The sequence below is a fragment of the Streptococcus sp. 3613 genome (genome assembly GCF_013277375.1).
GTDB classification, from domain to species: Bacteria; Bacillota; Bacilli; order Lactobacillales; family Streptococcaceae; genus Streptococcus; species Streptococcus pseudopneumoniae.
Genome location: NZ_VMMV01000001.1, coordinates 72,131 through 86,393, shown reverse-complemented (window position 1 = coordinate 86,393; position 14,263 = coordinate 72,131). Strand labels below are relative to the sequence as shown.

The window sequence follows — 14,263 nt, the reverse complement described above, 5'->3', positions numbered from 1 at the left end:
CTTCCTCAAAACGGTGTTTTGAGCTGACTTCGTCAGTTCTATCTGCCACCTCAAAACGGTGTTTTGAGCTGACTTCGTCAGTTCTATCTGCCACCTCAAAACGGTGTTTTGAGCTGACTTCGTCAGTTCTATCTGCCACCTCAAAACGGTGTTTTGAGCTGACTTCGTCAGTTCTATCTGCCACCTCAAAACGGTGTTTTGAGCTGACTTCGTCAGTTCTATCTGCCACCTCAAAACGGTGTTTTGAGCTGACTTCGTCAGTTCCATCCACAACCTTAAAACAGTGTTTTGAGCTGACTTCGTCAGTTCCATCTACAACCTTAAAACAGTGTTTTGAGCAGCCCGCAGCTAGTTTCCTAGTTTGCTCTTTGATTTTCATTGAGTATTACTTCATTTTCTTCTGAAATGGAGTTGTTACCCAGTCTATGCTATTGAAAATACGCCAAAACCTCTAAGGGTTTGTGAGCGATATAATCAGGTTGATAGTTTAGTAGATCTGCTTGCTCTCCAAATCCCCAAGTGACGGCCAATTTCTGAATACCTGTTTCTCGAGCTCCCAGCATATCAAACTTGGTATCTCCGATGATGATGGCTTGTTGAGGGACTAGTTGATGTGTCTGCAAGGCTTGGTGAATGACATCTGCCTTATGGGGTGCTTCAGGGCTAGAACCATAAATGCCATCAAAGAAATGATGGATTTCCAAGTTTTTTGCCATGTCTTGAGCAGTAGATGTATTCTTTGTCGTGGTGATGTAGAGTGGATAACTGCTCGATAACTCCTCAAGCAAGTCTATAATCTGAGGAAAGAGTTGAGCTTCATAGATGCCTTTTGCCTTATAGTAAGAACGATATATCTGCACGGCTTCAGAAATTTGGTCTTTGGACAGGCAGGTCGCAAAACTACTTTCGAGAGGTGGTCCCATAAAACCACGAATCGTTTTGGCATCAGGGCTAGGCACCCCCAGCTCTTTAAAGGTATAGGTAAAGGCATTGTGAATCCCGATAGAACTATCAACGAGGGTTCCATCCAAATCGAAAAAAATCGCTGTGATAGAGGTCATGGTTTCTCCTATTTGATAAGCTTATTCTCCGAAAATTTCTTTTTGGAGGCGACGACCAGTAGGGGTGGTAGCGAGTCCACCTTCAGCTGTTTCACGAAAGGCAGTTGGCATGCTTGCTCCTACTTGGTACATGGCATCGATCACTTCATCCACAGGGATTTTAGATTCGATACCTGCCAAGGCCATGTCTGCTGCGATGAAAGCAAAGCTAGCTCCCATGGCATTACGTTTGACACAGGGAACTTCGACCAAACCTGCAACAGGGTCACAGATGAGGCCTAGCATATTTTTAATGACAAAGGCAATAGCTTGACTGGCCTGATAAGGTGTTCCACCTGCAGCCAGAGTCAAGGCGGCAGCACTCATAGCAGAGGCTGAACCAACTTCAGCTTGACACCCACCCTCAGCACCTGAGATGGAGGCATTGTTTGCGATGACTAGTCCAAAGGCACCAGCAGCAAAGAGGAAATCCAGTTGTTGCTCATGGCTGAGGTCTAATTTTTCAATAGCAGCAGTGAGAACGGATGGCAGACAGCCAGCACTTCCGGCGGTCGGAGTGGCACAAACCAAGCCCATTTTGGCATTGTGTTCATTGACTGCGATGGCATTTCGGGCAGCCGAGAGAATCGTATAATCTGACAGAGTTTTTCCGTTTTCGATGTAGTGATCCAATTTGGCAGCATCTCCACCTGTCAGGCCACTACGAGATTTATTTTCATTGAGGCCAAGTTGGACAGAGGCTTTCATAACTTCCAGATTGCGTTCCATGAGAAGGAAGACTTCTTCACGTTCGCGACCGGTCAATTCAAACTCTGTTGTAATCATGAGTTCTGCGACATTTCCTTGAAAGTCCAGATCTGCTTGCTCGACCAATTCTTTGATAGAATAAAACATGCTTCCTCCTATTTAAAGAAATTGACATTGTGGAGATGAGGGATTTTTCGAATTTCTTCGATAGCCTCATCACAGTTGCGACTGTCAACTTCGATAATCATAATGGCTTTTTCACCAGCTTTTTCACGAGTAACATTCATCTGGGCGATATTGATACCATAGCGGGAAAGCGCCTCTGTAACAAGGGCAATCATACCTGGAATATCTTGATGAACGATGATGATAGTCGGTGTATTCATATTGAGAGAGACGGCAAAACCATTGAGTTCGGTTACCTGAATATTTCCTCCACCGATAGAAATACCAGTCACGCTGATGGTCTTGTGGGCATTTTTAACAGTAATTTTAGTGGTGTTAGGGTGAGGGGCATTGCTGTCTTTCTGAATGGTCCAGACAATCTTGATACCACGCTTGTGGGCAATTTCCAGACTATTTGGAATTTCAGGATCATCTGTATCCATTCCTAAAATACCTGCAACAAGGGCTAGGTCTGTTCCGTGACCACGATAGGTCTTGGCAAATGAGTTAAAAAGTTGGAATTCAACTTCTGTCGGAGTATCATCAAAAATGGAAGAGACAATCTTCCCAATACGAACAGCACCAGCGGTATGGCTACTAGATGGGCCAATCATAACCGGTCCGATGATATCAAAGACAGATTGAAAACGAAGTGATTTCATCAGTTTCCCCTTATAAAAATTCTTATCTCTATTATATCAAAGAATGAGGGGCTTGGCTTTAATTGTGGATGAAAACCTTTCTAATACCTTAAATAGCATAAAAATAGTATCTTTTATGACAAAAAACACATTATTTAGGGAAATAAAAAATAATTTTGTAATATTTCTACATAAAAGTGTTAAGAAATAGTAATATTTAAAAGGTATGATAGAACTATAGAAAGAAGGAGAATTTTCAAATATGAAATCAACAACTAAAAAGATTAAAACAACTCTTGCAGGAGTAGCTGCCTTGTTTGCAGTATTTGCTCCATCATTTGTATCTGCTCAAGAATCATCAACTTACACTGTTAAAGAAGGTGATACACTTTCAGAAATCGCTGAAACTCACAACACAACTGTTGAGAAATTGGCAGAAAACAACCACATCGACAACATTCATTTGATTTATGTTGGTCAAGAGTTGGTTATCGATGGTCCTGTAGCGCCAGCAGTACCAGCTTCAACGACCTATGAAGCTCCAGCAGCCCAAGATGAGGCTGTTTCAGCTCCAGTGGCAGAAACTACAGAGGTAGAGGAAGAAACTCCAGTAGTAAGTGAAACAGTAGCAGAAGAAACAGTTGCTTCAACTGTAAGCGGATCTGAAGCAGAAGCCAAAGAATGGATTGCTCAAAAAGAATCAGGTGGTAGCTACACAGCTACAAACGGACGTTATATCGGACGTTACCAATTGACCGATTCATACTTGAACGGTGACTACTCAGCTGAAAACCAAGAACGTGTAGCAGATGCCTATGTAGCAGGACGTTACGGTTCATGGACTGCTGCTAAAAACTTCTGGCTTAACAACGGCTGGTATTAAGAAATAACGAACAGAATAATATGAAAAGGTCGAGGAAATCCCTCGACTTTTTATATTTCCTTCGGTTGAGAATAGATCTCTACTTCTTTTTTGAGATGAGACAGCATAGAAGTTTCCTCGGTCAGCTCTAGAAGTGAGAAACCTTTTTGGATAAGTCTAGCGTCATCCCTACAAATCCCGATACGGACATAGCAGATAGCAAGTCTATCGTAGTGCTTCTTTTTCTTGGCATCCTCTAGTAAAGTATAGCAGATTTGTTGACACATGTTTTTGTCTTGATGGTATAAGTAAATGGTGGACAGATTGAGTAGGATTGCCATTCGTAAGTCATATAAATGTTGGTAGTTTTTATAGACTTCCAAGCGTTGCAAGATTTTTCCAGTGATGAGATGGAGGTGTTCAATGGGAAAGCTGAAAAGAATGGTATTGAGGATTTTTAGGTCATTTTCATACCATGTATCTTGTTTTTCAATTTTTTCCCAAAGCTTTTTGATAGTCTGTTTTACTTGGTCTGACAGTTGCTCTGTACCATGTTGACGGATATGAATGACAACTTCCAGCATATCCCTGATCTCTTCTATAGAGAGGTCATGATGGGTCTTGAGATAGTTTTGGCATATTTGAAATAGTTTTTCGAGTTCACTAGTCCCTAGGATTGAGCTCATATTGAGATAGGTTTGCATGATTTCTGTTCGTTGGCTTGGTTGATAGAGATGGCAGATATAGTCAAACTCTTCAAAACTCATATTGATTTGCTGGAGAAGAAACTCCATATTTTCATATTTGGGAGTTGCTTTACCGCTTTCAATCTTTGATAGGCTGGTTCTTGAGAGGACATTTCCACAGACCTCTTCTTGGGTCAAGCCTTTTGACTCGCGTATTTCTTTATAGACCTTTCCGAAATCATAACGCATAATTTTCTCCTTTTCGTGAAAAAAGTTAACAAATAATAAAATCTAGTTAAAAATATTGTATCATAGTAACAGGAATAGTAAAAAAGAAAACTAAAATAATGTGTGAAAAAAGTTAACTAATTTTAAAATAGAATAAAGAAGAGGTATACTATAGATACAAAATATGGATAGGAGGGAAAAAGTATGAATAAAAAAGTTTTTCGCTTTTTAGTTGTTCTTGCTTTCTTATTTAGCATTGCTACGGTTTTCCCATGGAAATGGCCGATATAATGCGCTAGTTGCAAAAATGAAAGGAAGATGAGTCCAATGGATTATTTAGTAATTACATAAGATTTTCTGTGAATGTTAATTTCGTTTTAAGGTAGTTATTCTATAAATTTGAATTCATTATAATTTTGATTTTTAGTTTATCATATTTGGTTTCACAGGAAGTATATCATATCCCAAATTAAAGAAAACAACACAATACAACATGTTTTTCATTTTGTATTGTGTCGTAAGTGGAGCGAAAGGATTGGATTGTAATAATGAAAAAACTAGATACTAAAACAAAGTTATTTGCAAGTATATGTGCTACGTTAATGATTGGTGCAATGGCTGTCTCTGCTAGAGAAATTTCGGACTACGATATGATTATGCCGAGATTCGGAGGTCGTACAGTGACTGACTCATTATATAAAACAAATCAATCAAGAGGAGTAAATAATAATACATCAATCGGTGGTGGTTATACAATGCACTGTGCTATTTTTAGAGGTGACGCTCAAATGACACGTACATATTCTGCAGGCAGTGGAGATAGGATTTATTTGAATTATAATAGTCCATCAGATGCAGAAGGATCTAATCTTAGATTGGGTGGATGGACAGGGTTCGCAACATATGTTAAAGTTCAAACCAGCGGTTCGTGGAGTCCTGATGAGTATTAAGAGCTAGAATATAGGTTTGTATATTTGGGGGTGAGCATGTTCGCTCATCCCATTTGTTTTATAGGAGAGAAGTATGGATTACAAGGTCAGTATATTTTTAAAAGGGATGAAAAATAAGCAATTCTTTTTAGCAATATTAATTATTTTAACTTCTATGATATTTTCTGTAAGTGCATTTATTGAAGAGGGGATGGAGTATTTTTTTAATCATGATTATATTGTGGCATTTTTACAAGGTTATAATGGTGATAGGTCGTTGTTAATAGTTTTGGCACCTCTTATTGCAACAATTCCTTTTGCGTCACAGCATATCGAAAATAGAAAAAGTGGAATAATGAAATATATTATATCAAGGATGGGATATAAACAGTATTTTAATTCTATTTTTATAATCAATGGATTCATATCATTTACAACATTTATTTTTGGAATGTTATTATTCTTGATAATGTCAATTTTATTTTTTAATAGAAGTATAAATATGGATGCTTATTATGCAATAACAAAAGTTTCTATTTATGAATCAGCAGTGAGGACATCCCCGTTATTTTATGTAGTAATAATCATTTTACATTGTTCCTTTGTTGGCGTTGCATATAGTAGTGTTGGATTGGCGATGTCATATTTTATTAAGAGCAAATTTGTTGCATGGTTATCCCCATTTATTTTAACGACAATAGGATCATTGTTTGCTATGTTTTTAGGTCTTACTAAAATTGAACCAATGGCAATTTTTGATGTTTCAAGAGTAAAAGGAATAAGCATAATATTTGTTTTTGTATATTTGATACTTGTAGTAGTAATATCATATTGGATGTCGTATAAAAAGTTTAAAAGGGATATAGAAACTGATGAAGAAATTTAAAGAATTAAAAAATAAAGAAGATTTTTATATAGGTTTTATATATTTATTAGTGGCTTTTGCTATATTAGCAAATTTTAGTCAGCTGATAGTATTGAAATATAAATTTGGGAATTTTCATTTTGGTGAGCTGATTCTTATCATGTTTAATGATTCCTATACTGGATATTTCACATTTCCGTTTTTATTAGCTTTCATAATGATGCTACAAAGCCCAGTTGAACAAAATATATTTTTTGTACTAAGTAGGTATTCAAGTAGAAATGATTTTTATAGAAATAAGCATTTCAAAATTTTGAAAAGTGTGATTTATTATGTGGTTAGTATTTGTATATTTTCCACTATAGTAGGAATAGGAGATTCTAACTTTGGCATCGGCATTTCAACAGCCACAAAAAAATTTTCAGAAACGTATTTATTTGGAAATTTTGAAACGAATATCGTAATTTATGAGATAGGGAAGATAATAATTTTACAAGGATTGTTGCTATATTTCTTTTCCCTGCTCCATGCACTTTTAACACAGTTTAGAATATCACAATCGTTAGTATTTGTTATCTATACGGGCACTTTGATTGTAATGGCGGGTTCAACATTGGGCTTGTTAGGAGAACATCTGAGACCATTTTCATTGTTTTCTATTTCCGGTTCAGTATATGGTTACGGTATAAATTTCATTGGTAGATGTGGGATATTGGTATTTGTTGATGCAATGTTAGTTCTATTAAATTTTAAAATATTTGAAAATAAAGATATTACATTACCTAAAGGAAGTAAGCAGTATCAAGATGAGTAAGGAGTTGAAACGTATGGATTGTATAAAAGTAGATCATCTTTCAAAAACATTTGGGAAAAAGTGTGTTATAGATGATGTTAGTTATGTTTTTGAATCAGGTAAAATATATGGAATTATAGGAACCAATGGATGCGGGAAAAGTGTATTATTTAAAATGCTTTCAGGACTAATGAAACCTACTACGGGTAAGATTACAGTTGGAAGTGTAATTGTTGGTGAAAATGGCTCTATGCCACTTGATGTAGGCTTACTTATTGAACATCCAGGATTTTTGTCTAGTCTAACTGCATTAGAGAATTTAGAGCAATTAGCTACAATCAAAAATAAAATTACTAAGAAAGAGATTGAGGAAGTATTGAATAAGGTAGATTTATATCAGGATAAAGATGTAAGAGTAAAAAATTATTCATTAGGTATGTTACAAAGGTTAGGGATTGCCCAAGCATTGATGGAAAATCCTAAGATTTTACTCCTAGATGAACCATTTAATAGTATGGACTATGAAGGTGTAGAAGAACTTAGAAAAATAATTAAGAGTTATGCTCGAAAGAATCATATTACTATGTTGGTCACATCTCACAATAAAGAGGATATTGAAGTATTATCTGATATTGTTCTTGAATTGAAAAATGGTAAATTAGTTGAGATATCTAACTTTTAGTAATGGTAGGTGGCTAACTTTATTATAGACCTTCCCGAAATCATAACGCATGATGTACTCCTTTTTGTGAAAAAAGTTAACAAATAATAAAATCTTAGCAAAAATATTGTATAATAGTAATATAGAAAGTAAGGGAGAAAACTAAAATAAGTTTAAGTAGTACTATGATGTAGCTAGAAAAGAAAGAATTCTAGCTTGATACAATATTACCAGTCTTATTTAAAGTTGTTATGGAACTATTTTCAAAATAGATAGGCCTCTTCTTTAGGCAGAAGCGTGAATCAGGAGGTTAAGTGATGAACTACAATTTAAAATATCTTTTATCAGGAATATTTGTCCTAGCCTTTATAGGTTTCCTAGTCTGGATGCGTTATTTTAATCAGAAGAAGGAAGAAGAGCATTCGGATGTGTCTTTTGAAGCGAGGTTAGATAGTGAGGTCAAGGACTTGTATAAACAACTAGGATTGGGTGAGGAGCCTCATTATTTCTTAGCATATCGCTACCTATATCCCTGGTTTGATTTGGCGATTTTACCACCAACAGTTGAAATTTTCTTAACTAAAATAGCGCTGGTGATGGTAACTCCAGATGAACTACTGATAAGAAATCTTGGGAATGGGATGACTTTCACAAGTGAGCATCATCGTGATTTGCGGCAAGGACTTATCCGCATTCCAAAATCAGAGATGAAAGAATTTGAGATTCGTAACTGGAAAAAATTTTTTGTATTTGGCGATTTTTTGACAATTAAAACAAGCCAACATAGCTATTATTTACAGGTTAGAGATGATGGACTTCAAAAAGGAAGTCTTTCTACCAAACATTTCTCCGACTTGAAACGACAAGATTTTCTCGGATTATTAACAGATAAACGGACATTCTGATAGATAATTGCCCTAGTTGTTTATTGTAAACTTTACAAATTTGGCTTGTAATTTTTTTATAAAATTCACTTCAATTACTTGACAGTTATTATATTTTCGCTTATAATATAGATAAAAGGATGGGATAGGAGTTTAAAATTTGAAAACGCTATCCATGTTGTTTATTGGGCTGATTCTTGAGTAATAGTTAGAGTGTGCTTAATACTACTCTGGTTGTTCAAAGACCTGATACAGAAGAGAACTATTCTCCTAGTTAAGAGTAAGTTCGTTGTTTAAAAATGAAATGAGATAGAAGGAAGGTGAGTCCAATGGACTACGATACTTGTTGATAAATTACTATAGCTGTTTCTACGGAATAGCTCTCGATAATAGGAGAAATAAATCATGAGAAAATTAGTTAAAATTGGTGTTGCATCTTTAATGGTATGTAGTATACTTGCTTCTACAAGTGTTTTGGCAGTATGGGTTGATGGTGGTCAATGGAACTATGGAGTAGGATGGTCAGGAAATTTTGGTTATTCTGATTATTTACATTCTACTCGCTCTCATACAGCAACTGTTAAAGATGGAAATAAATTCTCTAAGGATCGTGCAGAAGCTGAGGCATGGGCTCGGGCTTCAATCTTCAAATTCCCACCAACGGGAATGGAATATTTCTATGGATTTTAATTAAAATTCTCCCTCCCCTTTTGGAGAGGGAGTTTCTTTACGGGAGGTATCTCTATGAAAAAAATCAGTCATCTTTGTATGCTCCTGCTCTTGCTGTGTACTACGTTTTTTGTCCTGAATGTAAATGTTACACGAGAAATAGTGCGGATTCAGGAGATGGGCAAGACAATTTATTCATTTGACTTGTACTTGAAAGATGTCACTAAACCGACAGAAACGATTCTCCAGTTTTTTGAAGAGGTTGCAAGCCAAGACAAGGTCTCTATTATCAAAGTAGATAATGGCGATGAGGTCGTCAAGGCTGGTGTTTTTGATAAGGAAACCTTCCCCTATCAGGAGTTCGGTCTGACTTCTCTTGATTTTTCAAAGAATGAGAAGGGAGTCTACAGTAACCAGAACCTTCCCAATAATCTAGGAACCATTCCCACCTTTTTAAAGGTGAAACTCATTCGACTCCAGACCTTCCAATCTTATATTGAGGATAAATCCCATACTGTAAATGGACGCTACATGATTACCTCCAGCAAAGAGATAGATCGTGATACCATTCTACAAAAGTGGAGTGATTTTTTCCAGATAGATAAGACGATTTTATTAGAACCCACTTACCGAAGTCAGGTTGGAGTGCTAAATCAAGATTTGTTACTATCTATCATTATCTTTATCTTGGCAATCTTGCTTGTGATTTTAATGACAGTTTATCAGCCGATGATGGAGATGAAACGAGTGGGGGTTCAAAAGTTACTTGGTTTTCAAAGCAGGGCGATTTTAGCTGGTTTTGTAAAGACTAATTTTTATCTTCTCTTGGGTGGAAGTCTTGTCATTGACTTGGGACTATTTTTAGTGCTGGACTACAGGCCAAAACTTTTGTTTCCAAGTTTACTCTTATCCCAATTTCTGCTTTTACAGTTGTATTTGTTCATCAGTTGGCTGACCTACCTGATGATTCAGAAAATGACAGTCAGTTCCATGTTGAAAGGTTTTTCATCTGTCAAACTTGGTCTCATCTTTAATTATGTGATGAAAATAGGGACAACTATTTTACTGACGGCCTTACTGATTGGGGTAGGCAAAAGTCTAGAACAAGAAAATAAAGAACTTGCTTATCAGCAACAGTGGGTAAGCCAAGGCAATTACCTGACCTTAGAAACCTTCAAACTCAATGATAACCTGTGGCAAGAAGAGCTAGCAGGTTCAGGGAAATCTACAGATTATTTCTACCAATTTTATCAAGATTTGCTAGCAAAAATACAAGTAAACTATGTGCGAAGTGCGAGTCTTTCTATCAAACCAGTCATCAAAGCAGAACAAGTGCAGCAGTACCAACTGCCTGATAAGGTAGATGTTTACTATGCAAATAGCAATTTTCTAAAGAGCAAGGGATTCAAGTTACCAGATACCGGCACTAAAAAGGTGATTTTGTTGCCAATCAGTGACAAAGGACAAGAAGGCAAGAATCAGTTCTTGGGAAAATCCATCGCCTATCTTTCTATGAGGTATGAAGATCAGCAAAAGCAAACAATAGAAGATATGGATGTAGAAATTGCCTACTATGAAGGAGATTGGTCTTTCTTCCCTTATAATAATGAGCGAAAGGAAAATCTCCACAATCCAATCATTAGTCTGGTAAATGATCAAGACATGATGTGGGAAGAAAAGACTCACTTGTCAACGACAGGTTTAAACAACCCGATGAAAATTGAAAATACAGAACAAAATCAAAAAGTGATTACAGAGTTAGTCGATAACTTATCTGATGGTAGCTATTTAAAATTTTCATCGATTCAAGCAATTCAAGAGGGGATAGTTGATACCTATCGGGATTCTGTTCGTAATTTTAACGTTCTTTTTGCCTTATTTGCTCTTCTCAGTATGATTGTCTCCTACTTTTTACTCGTTATTACTTTCTTGTTGAAGCGCAGGGATATCATTACCAAGAAGTTTATGGGGTGGAAACTGGTCGATTGCTACCGTCCTCTCCTCGTTCTGCTCTTGCTGGGCTATAGTCTCCCTCTTCTAGTCTTGATTTTCTTTGCCCATGCGCTCCTGCCACTTCTACTGTTTGCAGGTTTTACATGTTTGGATATACTATTTGTGCTAGCCTTGGCTTCTAGGATGGAGAAAAGAAGTCTAGTAGAATTATTGAAAGGGGGCATCTTATGATTGAGTTGAAAAATATTACCAAAACCATTGGGGGAAAAGTGATTTTGGATAACTTGTCTCTCAGGATTGATCAGGGAGATTTGGTAGCTATTGTTGGCAAGAGTGGTAGTGGTAAGTCAACCTTGTTAAATTTATTAGGTTTGATAGATGGTGATTATAGCGGACGGTATGAGATTTTTGGTCAGACAAATCTAGCGGTCAATTCTGCCAAGTCACAAACAATAATCCGTGAACATATCTCTTATCTATTTCAAAATTTTGCCCTGATTGATGATGAAACGGTCGAGTACAATCTCATGCTGGCGCTGAAATATGTGAAATTGTCTAAGAAAGACAAACTCAAAAAGGTGGAAGAGATTTTAGAGAGAGTAGGTTTGTCAGCTACTTTGCACCAAAAGGTCTCCGAGTTGTCTGGTGGCGAACAACAACGAATTGCAGTTGCTAGAGCCATCTTAAAACCCAGTCAGCTGATTTTAGCCGATGAACCAACAGGTTCGCTGGATCCTGAAAATAGAGATTTGGTCTTGAAGTTTCTCTTAGAGATGAATCGCGAGGGGAAAACAGTTATTATTGTGACCCACGATGCTTATGTAGCCCAACAATGTCATCGTATCATTGAATTGGGCGAGGGAAAATGAGTTCATTCAGCTTCATTTGACTGACTGAATACTCATGTTTTTCAGAGAGAAATAGCATAAATACGCCTAGGAATGACATTTTTATGTAATTTTCCTAGGTTTTTCTGTTTTAAATTGAAAAAAATTACAATTTAGGCTTGACAAAGGATGAAGATAGGTGTATTATTTATACAAACAAAAGGAATAAACATAAAGGAGGCTTTGTTATGAATAAGATGAAGAAGGTGTTGATGACGATGTTTGGTTTAGTGATGCTCCCCCTACTATTTGCTTGTAGTAACAATCAATCGGCTGGAATTGAAGCCATCAAGTCCAAAGGAAAATTGGTTGTAGCCCTCAATCCAGATTTTGCTCCATTTGAATACCAAAAAGTAGTTGATGGGAAAAATCAGATTGTGGGTTCAGATATCGAATTAGCCAAGGCTATCGCAACAGAACTAGGTGTCGAATTGGAACTATCTCCCATGAGTTTTGACAATGTACTGGCTAGTGTTCAATCAGGTAAAGCTGACCTTGCCATATCTGGTGTTTCTAAGACAGATGAGCGGAGCAAGGTGTTCGATTTTTCAATTCCCTACTATACTGCAAAAAATAAACTCATTGTCAAAAAATCTGACTTGGCCACTTATCAGTCTGTAAACGACTTGGCGCAGAAAAAGGTCGGAGCACAGAAAGGTTCGATTCAAGAGACGATGGCGAAAGATTTGCTACAAAATTCATCCCTCGTATCTCTGCCTAAAAATGGGAATTTAATCACAGATTTAAAATCAGGGCAAGTGGATGCCGTCATCTTTGAAGAACCAGTTGCCAAGGGATTTGTGGAAAATAATCCTGATTTAGCAATCGCAGGCCTCAATTTTGAAAAAGAGCAAGATGATTCCTACGCGGTAGCCATGAAAAAAGATAGCAAGGAATTGAAAGAGGCAGTCGATAAAACCATTCAAAAGTTGAAGGAGTCTGGAGAATTAGACAAACTCATTGAGGATGCCTTTAAAGCGTCCATTGAAAAATAGAAAGAAGGAAAAGAACATGAGTAAAGAAAAAGTAATTTTGGCCTATTCTGGCGGTTTGGACACATCAGTTGCTATTACCTGGCTAAAGAAAGACTATGATGTTGTTGCAGTTTGTATGGATGTGGGTGAGGGGAAAGACTTGGATTTCATCCATGATAAGGCTCTCAAGGTTGGGGCAGTCGAATCTTATGTCATTGATGTTAAGGACGAATTTGCTACAGATTATGTGCTAGTAGCTCTCCAGTCGCATGCCTACTATGAACAAAAGTACCCCTTGGTATCTGCCTTGAGCCGCCCTCTTATTTCTAAAAAATTGGTTGAAATCGCGCATCAGACAGGAGCGACTACAATTGCTCATGGTTGTACAGGTAAGGGGAATGACCAAGTGCGTTTTGAAGTATCGATTGCAGCCTTGGATCCCAATTTAAAAGTGATTGCGCCAGTTCGTGAATGGAAATGGTCTCGGGAGGAAGAAATTCATTATGCCAAGGAAAATGGAGTACCTGTTCCTGCTGACCTTGACAATCCCTACTCTGTCGACCAAAACCTTTGGGGACGTGCCAATGAGTGTGGTATTTTGGAAAATCCATGGAATCAGGCTCCAGAAGAAGCCTTTGATATTACATTTTCTCCAGAGCAAGCTCCAGATATGCCAGAATACATTGAAATTGAGTTTAGTGAAGGTGTCCCAGTTTCCCTCAATGGAGAAGGGTTAAAATTGGCAGATTTGATTCAAAAACTCAACGAAATAGCTGGGAAACATGGGATCGGACGGATTGATCACGTGGAAAATCGTTTGGTTGGGATTAAATCAAGAGAAATCTATGAGTGTCCAGGTGCAGTGACCTTGCTGACAGCTCATAAGGAAATTGAGGACTTGACGCTTGTGAGAGAAGTGGCTCATTTTAAACCAATTATAGAAAATGAATTATCAAATCTCATTTATAATGCTTTGTGGTTTAGTCCAGCTACACAAGCCTTGATTGCTTATATTAAAGAGACTCAAAAAGTTGTCAATGGGACTGCAAAAGTTAAACTCTATAAGGGGAGCGCTCAGGTCGTGGCTCGAAAATCACCAAATTCACTTTACGATGAAAATTTGGCGACGTATACTAGTGCGGATACCTTTGACCAAGATGCGGCTATTGGCTTTATTAAGTTGTGGGGACTTCCAACCAAGGTTCATTCTGAGGTTCAAAAAAGCGCCAAATAGGACGATTGGATAGAGAGGTGGATG

General features: G+C 37.3%; 16 protein-coding genes. 11 read left to right on the top strand and 5 right to left on the bottom strand.

The features are described from left to right. The 4 genes from HT708_RS11635 to sdaAB form a co-directional block, all read right to left on the bottom strand. Positions 1–379, bottom strand: a 379-nt coding sequence (locus HT708_RS11635) for a hypothetical protein (RefSeq protein ID WP_345889797.1), incomplete at its 3' end; no start/stop codon positions are given. 49 nt (positions 380–428) lie between these two features. Continuing rightward, entirely contained in the window at positions 429–1,061 is a 633-nt protein-coding gene (locus HT708_RS00455; protein WP_000200897.1) for an HAD family hydrolase, read from the bottom strand. Between the two features lie 21 nt (positions 1,062–1,082). Next, entirely contained in the window at positions 1,083–1,955 is an 873-nt protein-coding gene (gene sdaAA, locus HT708_RS00450) for an L-serine ammonia-lyase, iron-sulfur-dependent, subunit alpha (RefSeq protein ID WP_000500038.1), read from the bottom strand. A gap of 8 nt (positions 1,956–1,963) precedes the next feature. Then, entirely contained in the window at positions 1,964–2,635 is a 672-nt protein-coding gene (gene sdaAB / locus HT708_RS00445) for an L-serine ammonia-lyase, iron-sulfur-dependent subunit beta (RefSeq protein WP_000838912.1), read from the bottom strand. Positions 2,636–2,876: 241 nt separating this feature from the next. Between sdaAB and HT708_RS00440 the strand changes: the two genes are divergently transcribed. After that, on the top strand, positions 2,877–3,497 hold the full coding sequence (locus tag HT708_RS00440) for a LysM domain-containing protein (RefSeq protein ID WP_023939095.1): 621 nt from the start codon (positions 2,877–2,879) through the stop codon (positions 3,495–3,497). 50 nt (positions 3,498–3,547) lie between these two features. On the opposite strand, the gene HT708_RS00435 is transcribed toward HT708_RS00440, so the two are convergent. Next, positions 3,548–4,411 (bottom strand): helix-turn-helix transcriptional regulator, encoded by an 864-nt coding sequence (locus HT708_RS00435; protein WP_172925847.1) that lies wholly within the window; start codon positions 4,409–4,411, stop codon positions 3,548–3,550. A gap of 527 nt (positions 4,412–4,938) precedes the next feature. On the opposite strand from HT708_RS00435, the gene HT708_RS00430 reads away from it, so the two are divergent. From HT708_RS00430 to HT708_RS00385, 10 genes are all read left to right on the top strand, one after another. After that, positions 4,939–5,340 (top strand): hypothetical protein, encoded by a 402-nt coding sequence (locus HT708_RS00430; RefSeq protein ID WP_050390508.1) that lies wholly within the window; start codon positions 4,939–4,941, stop codon positions 5,338–5,340. Positions 5,341–5,413: 73 nt separating this feature from the next. Beyond that, entirely contained in the window at positions 5,414–6,205 is a 792-nt protein-coding gene (locus HT708_RS00425) for a hypothetical protein (protein WP_172925846.1), read from the top strand. After that, on the top strand, positions 6,192–6,998 hold the full coding sequence (locus HT708_RS00420; RefSeq protein WP_000713604.1) for a hypothetical protein: 807 nt from the start codon (positions 6,192–6,194) through the stop codon (positions 6,996–6,998). The genes HT708_RS00425 and HT708_RS00420 overlap by 14 nt, the downstream gene beginning before the upstream one ends. Positions 6,999–7,011: 13 nt before the next feature. Next, positions 7,012–7,659 (top strand): ABC transporter ATP-binding protein, encoded by a 648-nt coding sequence (locus tag HT708_RS00415; RefSeq protein WP_012972615.1) that lies wholly within the window; start codon positions 7,012–7,014, stop codon positions 7,657–7,659. A gap of 296 nt (positions 7,660–7,955) precedes the next feature. Next, on the top strand, positions 7,956–8,543 hold the full coding sequence (locus tag HT708_RS00410) for a hypothetical protein (protein WP_172925845.1): 588 nt from the start codon (positions 7,956–7,958) through the stop codon (positions 8,541–8,543). Between the two features lie 384 nt (positions 8,544–8,927). Continuing rightward, complete coding sequence (locus tag HT708_RS00405) at positions 8,928–9,212, top strand: lactococcin 972 family bacteriocin (RefSeq protein WP_001230167.1); 285 nt, start codon at positions 8,928–8,930, stop codon at positions 9,210–9,212. Between the two features lie 54 nt (positions 9,213–9,266). Beyond that, a complete protein-coding gene (locus tag HT708_RS00400) occupies positions 9,267–11,375 on the top strand; it encodes a bacteriocin-associated integral membrane family protein (RefSeq protein ID WP_172925844.1) in 2,109 nt (702 codons plus the stop codon). Then, positions 11,372–12,013 (top strand): ABC transporter ATP-binding protein, encoded by a 642-nt coding sequence (locus tag HT708_RS00395; RefSeq protein WP_050285167.1) that lies wholly within the window; start codon positions 11,372–11,374, stop codon positions 12,011–12,013. The genes HT708_RS00400 and HT708_RS00395 overlap by 4 nt, the downstream gene beginning before the upstream one ends. Positions 12,014–12,219: 206 nt before the next feature. Then, entirely contained in the window at positions 12,220–13,026 is an 807-nt protein-coding gene (locus HT708_RS00390) for an ABC transporter substrate-binding protein (RefSeq protein ID WP_172925843.1), read from the top strand. 16 nt (positions 13,027–13,042) lie between these two features. Beyond that, complete coding sequence (locus HT708_RS00385) at positions 13,043–14,239, top strand: argininosuccinate synthase (protein WP_172925842.1); 1,197 nt, start codon at positions 13,043–13,045, stop codon at positions 14,237–14,239. The last annotated feature ends 24 nt before the right edge of the window (positions 14,240–14,263 follow it).